Source organism: Paenibacillus sp. BGI2013 (assembly GCF_002843485.1).
GTDB lineage: Bacteria > Bacillota > Bacilli > Paenibacillales > Paenibacillaceae > Paenibacillus > Paenibacillus amylolyticus.
On record NZ_PJFA01000002.1, the window covers coordinates 609,269 to 631,958 of the forward strand.

Consider the following 22,690-nt stretch of genomic DNA (forward strand, 5'->3'; position numbering starts at 1 on the left):
AGGAGTGGATGCGCTGTGTTTACCGAATGTTATCGGAAGCTGATAGATCCTTTCAAACGTAGCATTCGCAATAAATTGATTCTTACCATGACGCTGCTGGCCGTTCTGCCCGTCATTGCCATGACCGCTATGGCTGCTGAGAATACCCGCTCTTCCATGGAAGAGGAGATTATGGAGACCAACCGAGCCAATATGAACTGGGCCTCCATCTATCTGGGTGAACAGTTCGCGCGCATGAACAACATTATCTATTCGATTCAGATCAGTGACGAATTGCATCAATATCTGGCGTTGAACGAGGAAGCGCCGGCGGCCAGCCGATTCGATGAACAGAAGGCCATGTTCAATATGCTGAACAGTGTATACTATTCTGCTGGCAATTATGTATTTGGCGTTGAACTGTACCTGAAGGAATTGGACACCTTGTTCACCTTCAACTCGATGGATTCTCGCATCAAAGCGGTATCGGAAATACCGGAAGGATATCATGAGCTTTTTGCACAACATAAAGATTTTACGATTATCAATGATCCGGACGATCCGCAAAAGTTTCACATGACCCGCAGCATGAACCGCTTCGAGGATCAGGCACAGATCGGCGCCATCAGTCTGGAGGTCAAGTGGGCTGAGTTCAACCAGACCCTGGAGCTGCTGGATAGCCGGGGTGACTATGCGGTATACATTGCTGACAGCACGGGCAGTCCGGTCTATCAGCCAAACCAAGAGATTCAGCCTTCAGCGGAAGCACTGGAGAAATTGGCAGGCACAAAAGAAAGTTCGGGGTTTATCCGTACAGCCAAAGAATATGTATTCTTTCACTCCATCGAGCCGTCAGGACTGCGTGTGATCAAGATTGTACCTGCCCATGTTGTTAACGAAAGTGCCTTGGAAACGATGAAATACGGATTGGTTGTGGGTGGCCTGGCCACTGTCATATCTGTGGGACTAGCTGCGCTGGTGGCCTGGCGCACATCAAAGCCCATTGTCAGACTGGCAAATTCTATGAAGGGTATTCAACTGATCAAGGACAGGGAAGTGGTGCGAAGTGGCCGGGTAGATGAGATTGGTCTGCTGGAGAAAAATCTGCACGGCATGGCTAGTCGTATTCGGGAACATATTCGCGACAACTACCTGATGAATCTGGAGAAGCAGACGGCCGAGCTCAAAGCACTGCAATCCCAGATCCATCCGCATTTCCTGCAAAATACGTTGCAGATGATTGGCGGCATGGTCTACTCGCAAAAACCGGCAGACAGTTACAAAGTCATTCGAGCCTTGAGCGAGATGTTTCGTTATATTGTGCGAGCGCCGGATGGACTTGTCCCTCTACAGGCTGAACTGGACCAGCTGGAGCATTATATGCTGATTCAGAAGCAGCGTTTTGCCGGCAGGCTTGAATATACACTGGAAATCACCGGAGAACTTCGGGCGTGTTATATCCCCAAGTTGTCTTTGCAACCCATTGTGGAGAATGCATTTTTGCATGGTCTGGAGAAGAAACAGGGCGAGTGGAAGCTGGGTATTAAGGTCGTCTGTGAACCTACAGATGTAACCATTCGAATTTGTGATAACGGCGTGGGTATGGATGCTGAGAAACTAACGGAGATGCAGTCCAGACTGGAGCGGCTTACCCGGCAGGCTGATCGGGTGTGGAGTTCAGGTACAAGTATTGGACTGGTCAATGCGGCCTCACGAATGGTAATGCATTTTGGACCTGAATATGGGATGAGCATAGAAAGTGAATACGGACAGGGGACAAGCGTTACGGTACGAATCCCCTGCAATACAGGAGGCGAAGCCTTGTGAACAAGGAACTGTACAGAGTGCTGTTGGTGGACGATGAACCGTGGAACCGGGATATTTTGCGCAACCTAGGAGATTGGAATGAACTTGGCATGACCGTTGCAGGTGAGGCAGAGGATGGCGAGCAGGCCATTCAACTGGTCAAGCAGCATCAGCCTCACATTATCATTACGGACATGCGCATGCCCGGTACAGACGGTGTGGAACTGTTACAGACAATGAGCGGACAGTACCCACAGATCAAGGTGATCGTGGTGAGCGGATATGATGACTTCAATTATGCAAAACATGCGCTCCGCCATCGGGCTGCAGATTATCTGCTCAAACCGGTGAATCCGGATGAACTGAATGGTGTACTTGCTAAATGTGCAAGGGAGTTGGAAAAGGTTGAATCAGCACCTGAATCGTGGGAATCGTACCCATCTTCGTTCGCAGGTGAGTTCTCCCTGTTTCAGCAGCAGGCCCGCCTGCGGTTTAATGACCTGAACGGTCAGAGTCTGCGTGAGTGGTTCCAGCAATTACAGCAGAAGCTGGAACGATGCGAGATTAACAGACCTCGGCAGCTTGGGCGGGTGGCTCATGAATTACAGGCTTTGCTGGATGAGTTGTGCGTCTCCAATGGCTTGTACGAGCGGCCCGAAGCAACGGCGCTACCTCCTGCGGCTGCGCTGGCTTCCATTGAATCCACGATCGCATGGATTTCGACTCCGTACTATCAAGCTTTGGAGCAGCTGATTGCGCAGCGTAAGTTCAAGAATAAGCTGAACCTGAATGAGGTGAAGCAATACATGGAGCAGCACTGTATGGAGATGATTACCCTGGAGCAGCTCGCCCAGATCTTTTTTGTCAGTAAGGAATATCTCAGCAAGGTATTCAAGAAAGAGTATGAGGTGAATGTGACCGACTATGTTGTCCAATTACGTATGACGAGAGCGAAAGAATGGGTGATGGATGAACAGATTCCGTTCAAGCATATTGCCGAGATGGCGGGTTATGAAGATGTGTCCTACTTCTATCGTGTTTTCAAGAAGCATTTCGGAGTTTCTCCAGGGGAGATGCGGAAGGGACAGGCTCGTATAGCAGGTAAATCAGGCAGTAGTACGGAATTAGACGTTTGAGAGAGCATTTGCGGCAGGATTAAGGTTTAAAATAATCCAATACACAACTCTAATTTTGTCCAATGAAGCGCTTTCATTTTCTGATATATAATGAGCCTATGAAAGACAAACCAGTTACACACCGGGAGGTCATAAGAGATGAAAGTATGGAAAAGCGTAGCAAGTGCGGTACTGGTCAGTGTTCTGCTCGCAGGTTGCGGTTCCAATGCAGGAACGGACAATGGGCAGGAGGAATCCGCATCAGGCAGCACGGTATCACTCAAAGTATTCGTTGCACAACCTCGGCTGAAAGAACATTACGATAAATATATAGAACAGTTCAAAGCCAAGGAGAAAGCAGAGAAAAACATTGAAGTGAACGTGCAACTGGAGATGCCGCCTGCGGACAATGCACCTCAGATTCTGAAGACTCGCCTCGCCTCCAATGATGCACCGGATGTGTTCGCCCTGCATGCAGTCAATGAGATTCCACCATTCAGCAAAGCTGGTTATCTGGAAGACCTGTCGGGCCAACCTTTTGTCGATAAGCTGCTGGATTCGGTTAAACCTTCCATAACGGATGCGGAGGGTAAAATCGTAGCTATTCCATTGGAAACAGTATCATGGGGCTATCTGTACAATAAAGATATTTTTGAAGAGCAAGGGCTGGAAGTGCCAACGACGTTAACGGAAATGAAAGCGGTCGTGGAGAAACTCAAAGCAGCCAACATTACACCGTTTGAACTGTCCTACAAAGAAGCCTGGATTCCGCAATTATTCCTGCCACTTACCGTGGGTGCATTAACTCAGTCGGAGCACAAAGACTTCGTGGAGAAGATGAATCAGGATCAGGGCTCCTTCTCCGATATGAAAGCATTGTTCGATATCTTCGATCTCGTCAATGCCAATGGAACGGACAAAGCGCTGGAAGTGGGCGGAGATGATGGTTCAGCAGCCTTCGCATCTGGAAGCGCAGCGATGTGGATTCAGGGACCATGGTTTGCCGAAACCATTCTGAAGTCCAACCCGGACTTGAACTTTGGTGTAGCACCAATGCCGATCAATGACAATCCGGATGATACCAAAATCAATCTGAGCACCTCCACTTCACTGGCAGTATCGTCATCTAGCAAAAACAAAGAAGTGGCACTCGATTTCGTGAACTACATTCTCGATGACAAGGATTCAAGTGCATTCTTCGAAGCACTCAAGTTCAATCCGATTGCCAAGATCCATGACTTCAAGAGCTTCCCATGGGTAGACGATGCCCAGAAATATGTGAGTGAAGGTAAAGCTTATGAGGACCCATCCCTCCCTCAAGCGGTGAAAGACGAGTCAGGCAAAGCGTTGCAAGGCTACTACTCTGGGCAATTAAATCAACAGCAGGTTATCGATGCGCTCGACAAGGCGTGGAAATCCTACAACAAAGTCAACAAGTAAGGAGCTGTGAGGAATGGAGTATCCGCTTTTGTTGGCAAATCTCAACGGTCTGAGAGTTTTGTCAACAAATTAGCGGTACTTTGTTTCGTCACAGTCTCCAAGCAGATGATACGGCAGGCAGAACGTTCTTCGTTCCCTCGTTTACAATCATCCGCTTCGAGTGAAAAGGGGGAGAACCAATGGCTACGAATGTGTTCAAGAAGTATCTGTCACTGCTCGCGTTCACTGCGCCTGCCTTTGTCATCTATGCGATTTTCCTGCTGTATCCCACGTTTAGTGGCATGTTCTATAGTCTGACGGATTGGAACGGACTCAATCGGGATTACAGCTTTATCGGTCTGGGTAACTTTGTGGAATTGTTCAAAGAAGATCCAGACTTTCTGAACTCTCTGTGGTTCACGATGAAATATGTAATATTTATGCTGATTCTGCAAAATGGAATTGCCTTGCTGCTCGCTGTGTTGATTGAGTCACGAACGCGCAGCAAAGGGCTTTTCCGGACGCTGTTCTTCATGCCTAACATGATCAGTACAATCATCAGTGCTTTCATGTGGACCTTCATCTTCTCTCAGGTGCTGCCACAGCTCGCAGAGAAACTGGCTTTTTCGTTCCTCGACCAGCAATGGTTGGGTGATCCGAAGTTTTCATTTTACTCCATTCTGATCGTATCGCTCTGGAACGGTGTAGGGTATATGATGATCATCTATCTGGCTGCTCTCCAGGGTGTGCCGAAAAGTCTCAAAGAAGCGGCTGTTATTGATGGGGCCAACGCATTCCAGGTACTGCGCAATGTGGTGTTGCCAATGATTACTCATGCCGTGACCATCTGTTTCTTCCTGACGCTGAACGGAGCATTCAAAGTGTTCGAAGTGGTATATGGACTGACTGGTGGCGGACCGGGTCGGGCCACGCAGGTGATCACGATGAACATCTATGAAGAAGCATTCTCCAACAACTTCAGATACGGCTATGCGAGTGCCAAATCGGTTGTGCTGTTCATCATCGTACTCATCTTTACACTCATCCAGATCACCGTCATGAAGAAGAAAGAGGTGGAAGCATGAGGATGCAACGACTGAACAGTTATCTGATTCGACTGCTGCTGATTCTGGGCTCTCTCGTCGCCATGCTGCCGATCTACATGGCGGTTGTGAACTCTTTCAAAACACAGGGTGAGATGTTCCAATCTTTTCTCGCGCTGCCAACAACGTTGCACTGGGAGAATTATTCGGACGCGTTTAACAAAATCAATCTGTTGGGCAGTTCCATGAACTCGGCAATTGTATCCTTTCTGGGGATCGGTGGTATCGTCTTCTGTGCCTCACTTGCGGGATACAAGCTGTCACGTACCTCAGGCCGTTTGAGCAACCTGATCTTCTTCCTGTTTGTTGCGTCCATGCTGGTACCGTTCCACTCGATCATGATTCCGCTGACACGGGTAGCCAAAGGCATGGGTGTACAGGGAAGCACGTACGGATTGGCCCTGATCTATATCGGACTTGGCGTGAACATGGCAATCTTCCTCTATCACGGGTTTGTGAAGTCCATTCCGCGTGAATTGGAAGAATCAGCTCAGATGGACGGATGTAATGAGTTCCAGACATTCTTCCAGATTATCTTCCCACTCTTGCTGCCGATCACAGTCACCATCGCGATTCTGGACTTCCTGTGGATCTGGAATGACTTCTTGTTGCCACTACTCATGTTGACCGATGTGAATCGTTATACGCTGATTCTGTCCACGAACATGCTGTTTGGGGAATACAACAAGGAATGGCCGTTGATTCTGTCATCCTTAGTACTGACTGCGATTCCGGTTATTCTGATATACGCGTTCTTCCAAAAGTTCATCATGGAGGGTATTGCGGAGGGTGCGGTAAAAGGGTAAAACATTCGAAAGTATCCCAAAACACAGCTGGTATTTGTCCGCTCTGGTATTTGGCCAAACTTTCGAAACGTACGCAAATAGCCTTGATCTGAAGGACATGGTCCTTTCAGGTCAAGGCTGTTTTTTGGTTGTGAAATCAGGAACCAACATTCGAAGTTAGGAGCCAGAATCCATGAGCCTGTGGACAGCTTCTGCGAGGCATTTTAACCCATGTTCCATCTCATCAGGTGAAGCATACGCGTAAGAGAGCCGAATGTGACTCGCATCTAACCGGTCATACAGATAACCCGGGTGTATAAGTACGTTTTGCTCCAGACAGGTATGGAACAATTGGCGGATAGAGAGAGGGGATACGGTGAATTGCAGCCAGATGTAAAATCCACCAGCGGGTATTTCCCAATCCGCAATCCCATGGAAGTGACGTTGAAGCAACTCCAGCATGATATCTCTGCGTCTGCGTAGTTCAGGGCGAAGGCGTTCCATATGTCCAGAGTGATGTCCTTCGGCGAACCATAGGGCAGCAGCTTCTTGGGCGAGTGAACTGGTGCCGTAATCGGTCTGCATCTTGATATCTGCGAGACGGCGAATGACCGGCTCTGGCCCAACCATCCATCCGAGGCGCAGTCCAGGACTGACTGCCTTTGACAGAGTACCCATATGCAGCACCCGTCCTTCCTGGTCACGCGCCTTCAGCGATGACGGAGGAGGTTTATCCAACCACAGATCACTGTAGGCGGCATCCTCCAGTATGGAGATGCCTATTGTTCGAGCGGTGGTCATGAGTTCTTCCCGGCGGTGATCACTCATCACAGAGCCGGTGGGATTATGGAAGCTCGGGATCGTATAGAGAAGCGAGATGTGGTCTTGATCTTTGACATGCTGCGCAGCATCCTCCAGACGTGCAATATGCAATCCTTCGTCATCCATAGGGATGCCACTCATTTTCAACCCTGCCGATTGAAAGGCGTGAATCGAATAGAGATACGACGGTTTTTCCAGGAGAACCGCTGATCCGCGAGGGAGCAGTCCGACCGAAATCAAGTGCAGCGCCTGAAGAGAGCCCGACACGATTAGTATGGAATCTGGAGAGGCCTGAATGCCGGTAGTCTGCAAATGGACGGATAAAGCCTCACGAAGCTCCAGGCTTCCTTGAGGTTCCAGATAGTTGAGTGTACGAGAACGATGGGACAGGGAGTGCAGAATGTCGTTAAAAGCATCCTGAGGCATCAGTTCCGGGGAAAGCTCCCCTGTACCAAGACGTATGATGCCAGGTCGGAATTCAGCCTGATTAATCTGCTGGATCTCGGGCAGGTTGGGATAATACCAGCCCTCCTCAATGGCTTCATTCCAGTTGGGCATCGCTTCGTGAGCCATACCATGCCAACCGGAGCCGGAAATATAGGTTCCCCCGCCATGTCTGCCTTCAATCAGACCAGTGGCAGCCAGATTATCAAGGGCAGTGACCAATGTACTGCGGTTTACCCCCATGGACTCAGCCCATATTCGCTGTGAGGGGAGACGATATCCTGCTGACCATTCGCCCGTTGTGATTTTCTGCCGAACATAGGCTTCAATCTGGCGATACAAGGGCAAGTCGAGAGAAGGGTTCGGCTTCCACCCCATGTTTAGCCGAGAATCAGAACGTTCCATAACTGGCAGAATCACCTCCGGTTTTCTTTGTAACAAACAATATATCATTTGGTTGGGTCTGATGCCATCCAAGTGGTTGGTTACGTCGGCCATCATCTGCCCTACTATGGAATACAGAGATAAGGGGGAAGCGCGATGGAGGTTGTTATTCACGCAGTGGTTCTGGCGTTTGGCCTGATCTTGCCACTGGGTGTGCAGAATGTATTTATTTTTAACCAAGGCATGAGCCAGAGGCGTTATATACATGCCCTGCCTGCTGTAATAACGGCAGGGGTCAGTGATACGCTGCTGATCGGGGCAGCCGTTGGAGGGGTGTCGCTCATTTTGTTGCAATGGCCATTGCTAGCGAATGTGTTGTATGCAGTAGGAAGCTTGTTTCTGCTATATATGGCATGGAGTATCTGGAGGTCGTCCGAATCTGTGGAAGGTTCGGGGACGGTAATGTCAGCGGGGCGACAAATTGCGTTCGCCGCATCGGTATCTTTACTCAATCCTCATGCTCTGCTGGATACGGTTGCCGTGATTGGCACCAGTTCACTTCAGTATGAAGGGGTGGAGCGCATTTATTTTGCCCTAACAGCCGCGGCTGTATCGTGGATATGGTTCTTGGGACTTGCAGGCGCAGGCAGGGTGATTGGCAGAACGGATCGAACTGGACGCATCAGTCTGGTGTTTAATCGGTTGTCCGCTGTAGTCATGGTTGGGCTTGCGTGTATGATGCTGTGGAAGCTCATCTATTCATAGAAGGACCGTGATGTGGCTGGCACAACTTGTTAAAATAAAAAAACTCCCCGTGACGTTAATCGCACGGAGAGTTCAATGTGGATGCTGAATTTGGTAATCAGCATAGCCTGTTGAATTAGTTATTGAGTAGGAATATGTAGTGCTCGATAATGCATCGGTATTGCGTCTCTTATATATGGTTAGTCATTTGAGTTAAGTTCATCGTAATCGGATCTATTCCGCCTTCAGCAACATGGATTCAATAAACACTTTCAGATCACGGCTTACACTGTTCAACTGATCAATGACCTCGCTGAACTCGGTTACCAGCACCGCTTGTTGGTTGCTAGACTGTGAGATGGATGTGATCTCCTGCTCCATCTGCTGAATGGAATGCTGAACATCTTTCAAGGAACGTTCGATATTCACCGTAGCTTCTTTGGTACCTGTAGAAAGTTTACGCACTTCAGATGCAACGACGCTAAATCCGGCGCCTGCTTCACCTGCTCGGGCCGCTTCGATGGCTGCATTCAGGCCGAGCAGATTGGTCTGTTCTGAGATTTCACGGATGAATGCGGCGACTTTGTTCACTTCGCTTGAGTTCTGCACAGCCATGCGGGTATTATCCAAAATTTGCGTGGAAGATGCCGTCAATTGCTCGGATTGGGCGGCTACCGTCTGCACCATATCTGTTAATTTTCCGCTGATACCGCCGATCAATTCAGTGAAGTACTCCAGTTTTTCCTCGTTCTGAAGAGAGAAACCAATGGCAAGTGTGCCCACGATATTTCCTTGTTCATCCCGAAGTGGGGTGGCCGCCGAGTTGATTGATGTGCCATAGAATTTCGCATCAATACGGTTCGCTGAAGTTTCCCCATGTATAAGTGCCCGGCGTAGTGTAGGGTCATCGAGGGAAACGGGGTCTCCAGCCTTGATGCCCAGATCGAGTTCGTTGCTGGGAACATAATACCAGAACTTCTCCGTGTCGGTTACCGCAATCATGATATCGTGTTCTTTCAGCATAATTTTAAAATATGGACTTGCTGCAACGAGTGCTTCAACGATGTTCAATAAGGTTCAGCTCCTATAATGTATGTGTATCATCTAGATGTATTGTATACATCGTCAGAATGAGGTTGATCTTGAAGGCCTGATAAGGGCATAACGTATATTAATTAAATTTTCAACAAATGAAACAGGGGAATTGATGATTTTCAGAAATTTATGAAAATATAACGAAAAAGCAGACAAGAACATCATGTTCTTGTCTGCTTTGGCTATCCACCTATGCCTTATGACACGCTCCACTTCACGTTATGAATGCTGATTCACGTCAGGGGTCACCGCGCCAGCGTTACCTCATCCGTTGTGTGAAGAGGTCATCCTGACGGTAAAGATATATATCGATATGCAGGAATACGCGGTTGAGTTATATTGCGTACTGTTGTTATCCGCCAATCTGGGACATGCGGCGTACCGTCGGCGTGTGCGATTGCATTTTTTGTTCCAAAGCCAGAGCCATCTCATGATTCTTCGGTTTCGTACCCAGCGCTTTGAGGAAAAGTGCCGCCATGGCATTCGGATCATCCACGAAGCGGCGAACATTATACTCATCTGACCAGTAGAGGCAAGCTTTGATATGTCCATCAGCGGTCAACCGAAGTCGGTTGCAATTGTCACAGAAGTGATCGCTTACGGGATGAATCAATCCAAATGTGCCTTCGGAGCCCGCAATTTTCATATTACGTGATGGGCCATTGCCCGCAGGGCCTTTTGTATTTTCTACCGTCCAGCCTGCTTCAGCACATACATCTGTCACGGCTTCCAGCGGCAAATAAGATTTGCGCCATGAATCCGAAGCCTGTCCAATCGGCATATATTCAATAAAACGCACATGAAGAGGTTGATCAATCGTCATTGCAATAAAATCCTTGATTTCATCATCGTTGATACCCTTCATCAGCACAACATTCAGCTTGATCGGAGCAAGGCCAGCAGCTGTTGCAGCTTCAATGCCTTTCAGTACCTTGTTCACATCTCCGCCGCGGGTAATCATGGAGAAGCGATCAGCGCGCAGGGAATCCAGACTGATGTTAATCCGGTTCAACCCAGCATCTTTCAACGCCTGAGCTTGTTTGTCCAGCAGAAGAGCGTTGGTAGTCAGGGCAATATCGTCAATCCCGTCAATTGCCGAGATCATGCTGACGAGCTTGTGCAGATCCTTCCGTACCAGCGGTTCGCCCCCCGTGAGCCGAACTTTACGCATGCCCATCGGAGCAAGCACTTTCAGCACCTGTGCAATCTCTTCGTAGCTCATAATCTCATCATGTGGAGCAAACTCCATACCCTCTGCGGGCATGCAATACACACAGCGTAAATTACAGCGGTCCGTAACAGAAATACGGATGTAGTCATGTATCCGGCCAAATGAATCCTGAAGCAGTTCCATGCAGACCACCCTTTCATCGGTTCAGATTGGAAATCTTCTATTATAAATGATACGACAATTTCAAAAGGAACAGTTGCATCAAATTTTAGCTATTTCTCCAATCCGCGTCAACGATGACGTCAGATGACAGCATTTTTGGCGGGGTGATTCAGATGGAATTGTCCCACGAGTTGTTGCAGAAAGACCGTAATGGCTTCCACATTATGCGAAGAATGCTGAACCTGCAACATATCACGGATCAGCTCCATCATCTCTGCTTCTACCTCAGCAGATGTCGCCCGATTCTGATGGCTGATTGCAGCAATATTCTCCATCAGCATGACCACTTGATCCACGACTTGTATGCGCTCAGGTTCTTCAGCGGTAGCATTTTGCAAAAGTTGCGAAGCGGCCTGAACCAGTGTTGTTCCTTCAGCCAGTACCTGATCACCCTCTGTGATTAATTGAGATGCCGCTCCTGCTGCCGTTGAGATTCGGTCCAGAATCTGATGAATATTTTCAGTGGAAGAGCGGGATAACTCGGCTAGCTTGCGGATTTCCCCTGCTACGACCGAGAACCCTTGGCCATGTTCGCCCACGCGTGCGGCTTCAATTGTAGCATTCAGAGCCAGCAGATTGGTCTGAGCTGAAATTTCATCAATGACAGCCAGTGCACGGTAAATCTCTTTCATGGTATCCATGAAGGAAAGGATGGTACGGTTAGTATCGGATACCGCTCCTGAGATTTGGGTCATTTTATCGCCGATTCGTTCCACTTCCTGCTGAGCCACGCTGATCTGTTCGGTAGCAGAGGTCTCAAGTTGTTGCAGCGTTATGCGCATGTGATCAGCAGCAATCTTGGCCTGGTCAAGATCTTCCAGTTGGGTACGAATGGCCTGAATCATCGAACCAAGCTTGTAATTCACACGCTCAGTTGTACCTTGGGTTGTCTCTGTTGAAGTTCGCATCTGATACTGATTATCCATAACGTCTACCGTGGCAAGTTGTACCTTCAGCATAATGCCTTCCAGAGAGTCAATCATGTTGTTGATCCACTTCGCCAGTTCACCCGATTCATCTTGGGCAAAAGCAGACGTGTTCAGGCGCTGGGTCAGATCACCCCTGCCTTCGGCGTTAATTCGAATAAATCGGCTGATGCGACGCAAGTCTTCATGAACTCGTTGATATTGGCTGCGATGCAGCTGTAATGCAGTGAAGAATCCAAATAACACATTAAATGCTGCCATCGCTGCCGCGCCCCATCCACTACCAGTGAAGGCATAGACAAGGGCGGCTCCTGCAACGCCTGACAAAAGCGTGAAGAGACTGTGTTGCTTGAACTGGCGCCAGCCGATGCTTCGTATCCGATACACTTCCTCCAGATCCCCTTCACACATCATGCCCCAGCGATCAGGACAGTGTGGCAGCTGGAAGGTGATGCCTTTGCCGATCACAGAAATATGGCGGTAATCCGAGTAGCCAGGAAAAGCTACAAACAGATTGGAACCATTCTGAATGGTGTTTGCTACTCCGGGGTGTAGTTCTCCGGTCGACGGATCAGTGAACATGAGTTCCAGTTCGGTATGCTCCTTGACGGAAACGATACCCCATTCGGTGGTGACACCATCTTTGAGATTTTCCCCATGTGTAAAAGTACGATCCTCGAAGCGGCTTCGGGACAAGGCGGTGCCGGGTTGCAGATGGGGCCGTAATATCGACTCAGCCATAAAGAGGTAATTGTCACCGGAATCGGGATAGATATGACCTGATTCTCGTTGGATCAGGTCACCGAGTACATCCCCGGGTACACGGCTGCATAATGAACCGACATATCGACCTTCCTGCAAGATTGGGGAGATAAACAGCAAGGTGACATCATCGTGAAAAGCGGACGAGCGTGGACCAATATCCAACGTCAGTGGATCAGAATATGGACCATACAAGCATTTTTTACCATGACGATCTGCTCTGGAGTATTTCAATCCTGGTCCAATTAAAGCTTCGTAATCCTCATAGATCTGTCCAATATGTTTCTTATATGTAGAGAATACTACCTGATTCTGTTCGTTCAGCATGAATAGCTCCGTACTGTCTATGGCTCGAATATAACTGGATTGAAACCATGTATCTAGTTTGCTTCGTTGCTGTGAACCTTGTAATACATCTTGTAATCGGACCGACTGTATCTGTTGAAGCAAACGATCCAGGTGATTCCATTGTTCATCTGCCCAGTCCATCATAAGCTGCCGTCTCGTCTCGGCAATCCCCTCAAAAATCTGTTCCACATCTTCCTTCATATGTGCGTTCAACCGATACGATCGCCACAGCGGCAATCCTTTTCTCCATCCCAGCCAATCAAACATCATGACCACCCCGATTTCTGGATTCTCTATTCAATCTTTATACAAGAAAATGAGCAAGAATACGAGGGCATATGTCATATTTTCCGAATATTTAATCAATAAATACAAATGATCGTGCGCTTGTTGTTAGGTGAAATGTATGTTAGCTATCTACGAAGAAAACTCACATGTATGTATATGAGAATCCGTCTCATTTTACATTGTGTAACATGAACAGGCCCATACTCAAAACACACTGTATAATGTAATCCCCGCCCAAAGCGATATAGTATTATCTAACAAGCAAAACCTGTTACGTTTGTGTATATAAACCTCCCATTCAGCCTTGGTGTGCAATGAAAACAACTTCTCACAAAGGAGAATGCCCATGTCCTCCATATCCTCAGCCACAGTCCCCGAAGCCTGCCATATTGATGTAGATCATGTGTCCGTTGTTTTTGGTACAGGTACACAACAAGTGACTGCCTTGTCGGATGTTACATTCCAGATCCAGTCCAATGAGTTTGTCTCTCTGCTGGGCCCTTCCGGCTGTGGCAAGTCGACCTTGCTCCGGCTGGTGGGTGATCTACTTCAACCTAACTCAGGCACCGTACGCATTGCAGGTCAGGATCCTGAGCGGGCTCGACTACAGCGACAGTTCGGCATCGTTTTCCAAACACCCGCCTTGTTCGATTGGCGCACCGTTCGTCACAATGTGGAATTGCCCTTGGAACTGCTGGGTACCCGCCGGAAGGAGTGCCGCCGCATTAGCGGTGAACTACTTGAAATGGTGGGGTTAACCCGCTTCGCCGACCATTATCCATGGCAGCTCAGTGGCGGGATGCAGCAACGTGTATCCATTGCACGTGCACTTGCACTTGATCCGCCATTGCTGCTCATGGATGAACCCTTCTCTGCCTTGGACGAATTCACGAAAGAAAAGCTTCAATTGGAGCTGCTTGAGATCAAGCGCTCAACAGGCAAGACCTTCCTCTTTGTCACACACAGCATCTCCGAAGCCGTATTTCTGTCCGACCGGATCATCGTGCTCTCGGCACATCCGGGGCAAGTACATTCCATTCATTCCGTCAATCTGCCTTCCGAACGTCATAGTGAACTGAGAGAAACGGAAGCCTTCTACCACATGATCACAACCATTCGCAACTGCTTCTACGAGGAGCGTGATGAATCTCATGTCTCTGCGGTTCTTTAAACCGGGATATCGATCCTGGGTTGTCATCTGGATTATGGCCATATTGGTGCTATGGGAAGGAATCGCCTGGATGCTCCAACTGTTCCTGTCACCTCAGCAGGCGGCGTCTCGCCTTCCTTATCTGCACGAAGTCCTTGCAGCCTTGTTTCGTTACTCGAGTACGCTCGCAGAGCAGGGGGCTGTCACGTTTGGCAATGCAGCCATTGGTTTTGCAGGGGGAACGTTGCTTGGTCTGGGTCTGGCTCTACTCATGAGCGGGGCTGTCTGGCTAGAGCGCACGTTATCTCCATATGTTGTCTCCTCACAGATGGTTCCGGTTATTGGTCTCGCACCAATTGTGTACGGGATCATCCACAATGCGGAGTGGGCCCGAATTGTTATGGCCGCGTATGTCACTTTCTTCCCGATCATCATCCATACGTTGAAAGGATTGAAAAGTGCAGCACCAGAGCATTTGGAGCTTATGCGTTCCTGTGGAGCTTCATTGACTGCACGATATATCAAATGCCTGCTGCCCTCAGCACTGCCGGGACTATTTTCTGGTATGAAAATAGCTGCTCCGCTGGCGGTGACCTCCTCCATCGTTGTGGAATTAATGGGAGCTCCCGACGGACTCGGCGTCCTGATGGTCAGTTCGTTATATTACGGTCATGCCCAAGTTGGTATGTTCTGGGCCACCATCATGCTTAGCATTGGCATTGGCCTGATCTCGTATCTGGCCATCAGTCTGGCTGAACGTTGGCTAACCCCTTGGCAGCCTGAATTCAGGGCCAAAGGAGGTCAGGCCACATGAGTGAAGGTAGTGTGTTGAGCCGGAAAAGTGATGAAGGTGTGACGATTGCTGCTGTAACTGGCGCGGCTACGCCCCTCACGGGTTCACAGATAACATCTGCTCCAGGATCAGAAATTCACGGACAACAGGGACAAGCCGAAAAGGCCAGATTGGGTACCAGCGTTCGCAGGCGCTCCATTGTACTGAGCATGCTTCCTTGGGGTGCGGGTGTGTTATTTCTCGCCCTCTGGCAGCTCAGGTTGTTTCATTGGATATTCTCGCTGGAAAGTTACCAACTGCCTGTGCCTTCCGCGATTGCGGCATCCATTCAGGAAAATGCCAATATGCTCTTTCGATACGCGATGTATAGCGGAACCGAAATGCTGGGAGGTTTTTTGCTCGGTTCATTGTTGGGTGCTCTGGCAGCGGCAGGTGCATCGTTCTTTCCAACAAGCGGCAGGGCGGCGGTTACGGTTTTGTCGGCACTGAACGCAGTTCCGATTGTGGCCCTTGCCCCGATTATGAACAATTGGTTCGGAGACGGGATCTGGTCGCGTATTGCAGTAGTCACGGTGATTACGATGGCAGCGATGGCCGTCAGCCTGTTCAAAGGGCTGACTTCCATTCAGCCGCAGTACAGTGATCTGCTGAGTGGTCTTGCCGCGAGCAGGATGCAGTTTTTTTGGAAACTGAGACTGCCTCACGCGCTGCCTTCCCTCTTCGCCGGTCTGAAGATCAATATGTCGACCAGTATTATTGGGGCCATTGTGGGTGAATTTTTCATCGCCTCCCAGGGGCTGGGGTACTTGCTCTCGGATCAGATTCGACTGGCAAACATGCCCTTGGCCTGGTCCTGCATTGTTATCGCCGCCGCGCTCGGCATTGTGTTGTATGAAGCGGTTGTCCTGGCAGAAAAGCGACTCATTCCGTGGAATCGTGCACGCATAAATCCTTAACTTACATCAGGGTACCAACCATAGATTCATAGATCGTAATACGTGATTGAGGTTGTTCAAAAAGTCCACGGTACTGAAAAGTAGACTTTTTGAACACGGACTGATGCTTGATAAATCGTATATAAACAGGGGGTTGTTCTGTACATGTACAAAACGTTGAAGCCGGGTTTGCTGGTATTGGTCCTGTTGGTTGTTACGATGCTGAGTGCATGTTCTACGAAGTCCGAGCCGGCGGCTGAGCCTGTTGCTGCGAGTTCAGGAGGGGCGGGCGAAGCAGATCAACCGTTAACCAAAGTGAAAATTCAACTGAAATGGGTGCCGCAGGCGCAGTTTGCCGGGATCTATGCAGCGAAGGAAAAAGGTTTTTTTGCAGATGAAGGCATTGATGCCGAGATTATTCCAGGTGGGCCGGATATCGTGATTGAGCAGCAGGTGGTCAATGGCGCGGCCGATGTGGGCATTACGGGTGTAGACAGTTTGCTGGTCAGCCGGGATAATGGTCTGCCACTCGTCTCGCTCGCCCAGATCTCACAGAAGAGTAGTTATCGCTTGATTGCCAAGAAGTCCCTAGGCATTACTGTTCCCGCTCAGATGAAGGGCAAGAAGGTCAGTACCTGGTTTGGCAGTCAGCAGTTTCAGGTGCTCGCGTTCATGGAGAAGAATGGCCTGGATCCGAAGAAGGATATTGAACTGGTGAAGCAGGGGTTCACGATGGATCAGTTTTTCAACGATCAGGTAGATGTGGCGACGGCAACGATCTATAACGAATTTCACGTGGTGCTGGAAAGTGGGATGAAAGAATCCGATCTGGATGTATTCAATATTGAAGATGCCGGTGTTGGGATGCTGGAGGATACGCTGATTGCCAAGAAGGATTGGGTAGACAACAACCGTGAGCTTGCGGTCAAAGTAACCCGTGCCATTCTGAAAGGTTGGAATTACGCCATCGACAATCAGGATGAAACGGTGGATATCGTGATGAGTAATGTGACGGATGGCAGCACCACCCGTGAACATCAGGTCACGATGCTCGAAGAGATTGCAAAGCTGATCCGCCCGGAAGGATTTACGGAACAGCAAGTCGGCAGCTTTGTTGATGAGTCATTTACCCGAACTGCGGATATTGCACTGAACTATGGCTTGATCAAAAAAGCCGCCAACCTGGATGAAGCGCTGAAGAAAAGCATCTATGAAGAAGCTGTGAAATAAGCGCGTGGAGGAGGATGACGAATGAGTTCTGTGGATCAGCAGCCTCAGCCGCTTGGCAGTACGAAGGAAGAATGGCTGGAGAAGGATCGCAAATACGTGTGGCATCACATCTCGCCTCATAACGATCATCCGATGATTGCAGTGAGTGGGGAGGGTAGCTGGATCACCGATCAGGATGGTACGCGTTATCTGGATGCGATGTCGGGACTGTGGTGTGTGAATGTGGGCCATGGCCGTGAGGAGATTGCGAGGAGTGCCTACGAACAGATGAAAGCACTCGCTTATGTCCCGATGACGCAGAGTCACGAACCGGCGATTTTGCTGGCGGAGAAGCTGAATGAATGGCTGGAGGGGGAGTATCGAATATTCTTCTCCAACTCAGGTTCAGATGCGAATGAGGTGGCTTTCAAAATAGCCCGTCAGTACCACCATCAGAATGGTGAGCCTACTCGGCACAAATTCATCTCCCGTCACCGTGCCTATCACGGTAACTCCATGGGAGCGCTGGGCGCCACCGGGCAAGCCGCCCGCAAGATCAAATACGAGCCACTCGGCGTAGGTTTCTCTCATGTTCCACCACCGTATTGTTACCGCTGTCCGTTTGGACGAAACAAGGATGGATGCGGACTCGAATGTGCAACCATCTATGAAGAGGTGATTCGTTGGGAAGGTCCTGAGACGGTTGCCGCAGTAATTATGGAGCCAGTGATTACAGGAGGCGGCATGATTGTGCCCCCGCCGGATTATATGCGTACCGTGCAAGAGATCTGTCAGCGCTATGGCGTGCTGCTCATTGTGGATGAGGTAATCTGCGGTTTTGGTCGCTCCGGGCAGAAGTTTGGTCATCAGAACTATGGTGTACAGCCAGATATCGTGACGATGGCAAAAGGCATGACCAGTGCGTATTCGCCGCTATCGGCAACGGCCGTGCGAGCCGATCTGTATGACACGTTCCGCGAACCCGGACCGGATGCCCATTTTCGCCATGTGAATACATTTGGCGGAAATCCGGTGTCCTGCCGGGTTGCACTGGCAAATCTGGAGATTCTGGAACGAGAGAATCTGGTCAGCCGGGCGGAAGAACTGGGATACCTGCTTCGTGAGAAGCTGGAGCCACTACTGGAGCTGTCCATTGTGGGGGATATCCGTTCATTCGGATTCGCCTGTGGCATTGAATTGATTGAAGCAGACGGATCTCCTGCGGAGGCGGATAAAGTAATGAAGGTACTCGCCAGTTGTAAAAGGGATGGCATCCTGATTGGCAAGAACGGCGATACCGTACCGGGGTTTGCAAACATTTTGACGATCTCTCCGCCGTTTGTCACCACCGAGGATGAGCTGGATCTGATCGCTGGAAGTTTGCTCATTGCGCTACGTAGTCTGGACGCAGGTTAGTTGCCATACACAGGTACGACAGGCGTTTACGGTTTAGCAAGCAAAATGAAAATTTTCATATCATTACGCGAAAATAAGCGCAAGGAGGCGAGGAAGGATGCAGACCACAACAGGCAAAGTCATTAATCAGCTTCGGCTGAATGAGCGAATTGAGCAGTTGTCACAGATTGGCCGAATCTCGGAGACGGGTGTTTGCCGACTTGCCCTGACCCCGGAAGATATGGATGGCATCATACAAGTTCGTCTCTGGATGGAAAATGCCGGTCTGACGACACGACTTGATCCCTTCGGTAATCTGATAGGTCGTCTGGAAGGTGCGGATCAGTCGTTGCCAATCCTCATGATTGGTTCCCACATCGACTCTCAGCCGTATGGCGGTCGATATGATGGAGCGATTGGTGTGCTCGGTGCACTCGAAGCCGTGCAGTGCCTGATCGAAAATGGCATTCAGCCCCGTATGCCAATTGAGGTAATTGCATTTTGCGATGAAGAGGGTTCCCGTTTTAACAAAGGCCTGTTCGGCTCACGTGGTATAACCGGTCAGTTGGAAGAAGGCGAACTGGAGCGGCAGGATAAAAACGGAGTGACCCGTCGGGAGGCGCTGGAAGCCTTTGGATGTTCTCCTTCGGATTTTGATGAGGCGATCTATCCGCCAGGTTCCATTGGCAGTTATCTGGAGCTGCACATTGAGCAGGGGCCGGTGCTGGAAGCGCTGAATGCACCAGTAGGTCTGGTTACGGGCATTTCGGGTCCGTTGTGGCTTACCGTGACGATGAAAGGCATGGCGGGTCATGCGGGCTCCGTTCCGATGGGGATGCGGCATGATGCTCTGGTAGGCAGCGCCAAAGTCATTGCGGCTTTTGACGATATGGTGAGAGAAGACCCGGAAGCACCAACCGTAGGTACGGTGGGAAGTTTGAGGGTGTTTCCAGACTCACGGAACATCATCCCGGAGGAAGTCAGCTTCACGGTAGATTTACGAGACATGGAGATGGAGCGCAGGAACCGGCTTGAAGCCCGATTGATGAACATTTTGGATGATGTGAGTTTCCGATATGGTCTAACCTACTCGCTGACAGAGGATACGAATAGTGAGCCGCGGTATTGTACAGAGCCAATCAAGTCTGTGATTCGTTCATCCGCGGAAGAGATCGGGGTTACTTTGCCAGAACTGATGAGTGGTCCGTTCCATGATGCGTTGGCCCTATCGCTTGTGTGTGATTATGGCATGATCTTTGTCCGCAGCAAGGACGGCATCAGTCATCATCCCAGCGAATATTCCTCCCCGGAGGATATTGGACTCGGCACGGAAGTGTTATATCGCACCATTCGGAGGATGTGTAGTGGAGTGAACCAACCAATCATTTTACCCGAGGAGGCGTTGTGACGTTATGAGCAAAATCAGCATCGGATTAATCCAGGCTTCTCATGAAATTGAAGGTTCGGCTCCCGTTGAGATACACAAAGAAGCTGCGGTTCAGAAACACATTGCGCTGGTCCGTGAAGCTGCTGCAAGAGGCGCCAAGATCATCGGGTTGCAGGAAGTATTCTATGGGCCGTACTTTTGCACAGAGCAGAATCCCAAATGGTATGCATCCGCTGAACCGGTGCCGGAAGGACCGACGACCAGACGTTTTCAGGAACTGGCGAAGGAGCTTGCGGTGGTGATTATTTTACCCGTGTATGAGGTGGAAGGCATTGCTTCGTATTACAATACGGCAGCCGTCATTGATGCAGATGGTACGTATCTGGGGAAATATCGCAAACATCATATCCCGCATGTGGAAGCAGGTGAGGGTACAAATGGGTTCTGGGAAAAGTATTATTTCAAACCAGGTAACCTCGGGTTTCCGGTATTTGATACGGCCTACGCCAGAGTGGGTGTGTACATCTGTTATGATCGTCATTTTCCGGAAGGGGCACGATTGCTTGGACTGGCGGGGGCAGAGATTGTGTTCAATCCGTCTGCTACGGTTGCGGGAACATCGGAATATCTGTGGAAACTGGAACAGCCTGCTCACGCGGTAGCTAACGGCTATTACGTTGCAGCCATCAACCGGGTCGGCGTGGAAGCGCCGTGGAATATGGGTGAATTTTATGGACAGTCGTACTTGGTGGACCCGCGAGGCAGAATGGTAGCGATAGGCAGCCGGGATCAGGATGAGGTCGTCATTGGCGAGATGGATACGGAGATGATTCGTGAGGTGCGTAATGTGTGGCAGTTCTACCGCGATCGCAGGCCGGAAACGTACGAACATCTGGTTAGTCTGTAAAAGTAGCTGGAAGCTGCGCGGATCAAACTTCAGGAGGTGCATGACATTGATGAACAGCTCAGGAACAACGTTATCCGATTATGGGTGGGAGAGTCGTTTTGCCGAGATGAAACCCGCCATGACAGGCAAGGAAGCGATGGAGGAATCAAACCGCTGTCTGTACTGTTACGATGCACCTTGTATCAAAGCCTGTCCAACCGACATTAATATCCCTTCTTTTATTAGCAAAATATCAACAGGGCACCTGAAAGGATCGGCCCGCACCATCATGGATGCAAATCCGGTTGGAGCCAGCTGCGCACGTGTCTGTCCCACAGAGGAATTGTGTGAAGGTGCATGTGTTCTGAACGAATCGTCGAAGCCGATTCGCATTGGTGACTTGCAGCGTTACGCCACCGACTGGGCGCGGGCGAAGAATGAGCCGTTATTCCAGGCAGCACCTGCCAATGGGAGAACCGTTGCTGTTGTGGGAGCGGGGCCAGCAGGACTGTCGGCAGCACGTGAACTGGGGCGTGCAGGATATGAGGTGACGATCTATGAAGCAAAACCCAAAGGCGGGGGACTGAACACGTACGGCATCGTATCCTTCCGTTTGCCCGAATCGGTTGCGCTATGGGAAGTGGAGCAGGTGGAGGCACTTGGTGTACAGATCCGTTATGGGGTGCGTATCGGTGTGGATATCCCTGCTTCGCAGTTGCTGGAGCAGCATGAAGCGGTCATTCTGGCCTGTGGCATGGGTTCAGTACCTAAGCTGGGCGTTGAAGGGGAGACATTGGAAGGTGTCTATGATGCCATTGAACTGGTGGAGTCTACCAAGCAAGGTGTTCCGCCCGCGCTGAATGGTCTGAAGGTTGCCGTTATTGGCGCGGGCAATACGGCGGTAGATGCAGCGACCTGTTCGGTACGTCTTGGTGCCGAGCGGGTGCAGATGTTATATCGGCGCGGGGAAAGCCAGATGACGGCGTATGCGTTTGAATATACTTTTGCCAAGCAGGAGGGTGTGGAGTTCCGCTGGTTTACGATGCCGCAGCGAATCATTGGAGACGAGAACGGTCGGGTTCAAGCTGTGGAATGCGTGAAAATGGAGCTAATTACCCCGCCTGGTGGTGGGCGTGCGTTGCCCGTGCCTGTGGAGGGATCGGAGTTCATGATTGAATGTGATACGGTCATCCGGGCGATTGGGCAGCATCGGTTATTACCATTAATCGAAGCGTTTGGGCTGCGTCACCAATGGGGCGTCGTTGAGATCGAACCGCATACGTACCGTACCTCGCATCCTCAGATCTATGCGGCAGGAGATGTCATTTTTGGTCAGGGCCAGGGTGAGGCGATGGTTGTCTCGGCTGCACAGCAGGGTAAGCTGGCTGCCGGCGCAGTCATGAAGGCATTACCTGGACAGGTGGAAGAGACGGCGTGAGCAGCGAGGGAGACAAGGGAAAGTGGAGAGTACACGGAAACCGTGCAATGAAAGGGTGTAAGGAGAGAATACAAGGAGAGGCGA

General features: G+C 50.0%; 18 protein-coding genes. 14 read left to right on the plus strand and 4 right to left on the minus strand.

Translation table 11 applies throughout. From position 1 onward, the window contains the following. Positions 1–15: 15 nt before the first annotated feature. The 5 genes from CXK86_RS06480 (at position 16) to CXK86_RS06500 (ending at position 6,228) form a co-directional block, all read left to right on the plus strand. The gene (locus CXK86_RS06480) at positions 16–1,806 is read left to right on the plus strand and encodes a sensor histidine kinase (protein ID WP_076253651.1); all 1,791 of its coding nucleotides are present in this window, start codon (positions 16–18) and stop codon (positions 1,804–1,806) included. Next, complete coding sequence (locus CXK86_RS06485; RefSeq protein ID WP_256720169.1) at positions 1,803–2,921, plus strand: response regulator; 1,119 nt, start codon at positions 1,803–1,805, stop codon at positions 2,919–2,921. Before CXK86_RS06480 ends, CXK86_RS06485 begins: the two co-directional genes overlap by 4 nt. Positions 2,922–3,059: 138 nt before the next feature. Further along, the gene (locus CXK86_RS06490) at positions 3,060–4,340 is read left to right on the plus strand and encodes an ABC transporter substrate-binding protein (RefSeq protein ID WP_047840742.1); all 1,281 of its coding nucleotides are present in this window, start codon (positions 3,060–3,062) and stop codon (positions 4,338–4,340) included. A 179-nt stretch (positions 4,341–4,519) separates the two neighbouring features. Further along, entirely contained in the window at positions 4,520–5,404 is an 885-nt protein-coding gene (locus tag CXK86_RS06495) for a carbohydrate ABC transporter permease (RefSeq protein WP_017691891.1), read from the plus strand. Then, positions 5,401–6,228: a carbohydrate ABC transporter permease gene (locus tag CXK86_RS06500; RefSeq protein ID WP_047840740.1), complete on the plus strand. Its 828-nt coding sequence runs from the start codon at positions 5,401–5,403 to the stop codon at positions 6,226–6,228. Before CXK86_RS06495 ends, CXK86_RS06500 begins: the two co-directional genes overlap by 4 nt. Positions 6,229–6,384: 156 nt before the next feature. Here CXK86_RS06500 and CXK86_RS06505 read toward each other — a convergent pair whose 3' ends face one another. After that, positions 6,385–7,878: an aminotransferase-like domain-containing protein gene (locus CXK86_RS06505; protein ID WP_076253729.1), complete on the minus strand. Its 1,494-nt coding sequence runs from the start codon at positions 7,876–7,878 to the stop codon at positions 6,385–6,387. A 135-nt stretch (positions 7,879–8,013) separates the two neighbouring features. Here CXK86_RS06505 and CXK86_RS06510 point away from each other — a divergent pair, with 135 nt between their 5' ends. Further along, positions 8,014–8,622, plus strand: a complete 609-nt coding sequence (locus CXK86_RS06510; RefSeq protein WP_076253650.1) for a LysE/ArgO family amino acid transporter — start codon at positions 8,014–8,016, stop codon at positions 8,620–8,622. A gap of 213 nt (positions 8,623–8,835) precedes the next feature. Here CXK86_RS06510 and CXK86_RS32885 read toward each other — a convergent pair whose 3' ends face one another. The 3 genes from CXK86_RS32885 to CXK86_RS06525 form a co-directional block, all read right to left on the minus strand. After that, positions 8,836–9,672, minus strand: coding sequence for a methyl-accepting chemotaxis protein (locus tag CXK86_RS32885; RefSeq protein WP_076253649.1), 837 nt, complete (start codon positions 9,670–9,672; stop codon positions 8,836–8,838). 376 nt (positions 9,673–10,048) lie between these two features. Further along, positions 10,049–11,050 carry a GTP 3',8-cyclase MoaA gene (gene moaA, locus CXK86_RS06520; protein ID WP_076253648.1) on the minus strand — a complete coding sequence of 334 codons (1,002 nt, stop codon included), beginning with the start codon at positions 11,048–11,050 and terminating at the stop codon, positions 10,049–10,051. Between the two features lie 119 nt (positions 11,051–11,169). Further along, on the minus strand, positions 11,170–13,392 hold the full coding sequence (locus CXK86_RS06525) for a methyl-accepting chemotaxis protein (protein ID WP_076253647.1): 2,223 nt from the start codon (positions 13,390–13,392) through the stop codon (positions 11,170–11,172). 367 nt (positions 13,393–13,759) lie between these two features. Between CXK86_RS06525 and CXK86_RS06530 the strand changes: the two genes are divergently transcribed. The 8 genes from CXK86_RS06530 (at position 13,760) to CXK86_RS06565 (ending at position 22,606) form a co-directional block, all read left to right on the plus strand. After that, positions 13,760–14,584 carry an ABC transporter ATP-binding protein gene (locus CXK86_RS06530; RefSeq protein ID WP_076253646.1) on the plus strand — a complete coding sequence of 275 codons (825 nt, stop codon included), beginning with the start codon at positions 13,760–13,762 and terminating at the stop codon, positions 14,582–14,584. After that, positions 14,565–15,377: an ABC transporter permease gene (locus CXK86_RS06535; protein ID WP_076253645.1), complete on the plus strand. Its 813-nt coding sequence runs from the start codon at positions 14,565–14,567 to the stop codon at positions 15,375–15,377. The genes CXK86_RS06530 and CXK86_RS06535 overlap by 20 nt, the downstream gene beginning before the upstream one ends. Beyond that, the gene (locus CXK86_RS06540; RefSeq protein WP_083684945.1) at positions 15,374–16,312 is read left to right on the plus strand and encodes an ABC transporter permease; all 939 of its coding nucleotides are present in this window, start codon (positions 15,374–15,376) and stop codon (positions 16,310–16,312) included. Before CXK86_RS06535 ends, CXK86_RS06540 begins: the two co-directional genes overlap by 4 nt. Positions 16,313–16,456: 144 nt before the next feature. Beyond that, complete coding sequence (locus CXK86_RS06545; RefSeq protein WP_076253644.1) at positions 16,457–17,521, plus strand: ABC transporter substrate-binding protein; 1,065 nt, start codon at positions 16,457–16,459, stop codon at positions 17,519–17,521. 21 nt (positions 17,522–17,542) lie between these two features. Continuing rightward, positions 17,543–18,916, plus strand: a complete 1,374-nt coding sequence (locus CXK86_RS06550; protein WP_076253643.1) for an aspartate aminotransferase family protein — start codon at positions 17,543–17,545, stop codon at positions 18,914–18,916. Between the two features lie 97 nt (positions 18,917–19,013). Then, on the plus strand, positions 19,014–20,303 hold the full coding sequence (locus CXK86_RS06555) for a M20 family metallo-hydrolase (protein ID WP_101313534.1): 1,290 nt from the start codon (positions 19,014–19,016) through the stop codon (positions 20,301–20,303). A gap of 4 nt (positions 20,304–20,307) precedes the next feature. Continuing rightward, on the plus strand, positions 20,308–21,189 hold the full coding sequence (locus tag CXK86_RS06560) for a nitrilase-related carbon-nitrogen hydrolase (protein ID WP_076253641.1): 882 nt from the start codon (positions 20,308–20,310) through the stop codon (positions 21,187–21,189). Between the two features lie 49 nt (positions 21,190–21,238). Then, complete coding sequence (locus CXK86_RS06565; RefSeq protein ID WP_101313535.1) at positions 21,239–22,606, plus strand: NAD(P)-dependent oxidoreductase; 1,368 nt, start codon at positions 21,239–21,241, stop codon at positions 22,604–22,606. The last annotated feature ends 84 nt before the right edge of the window (positions 22,607–22,690 follow it).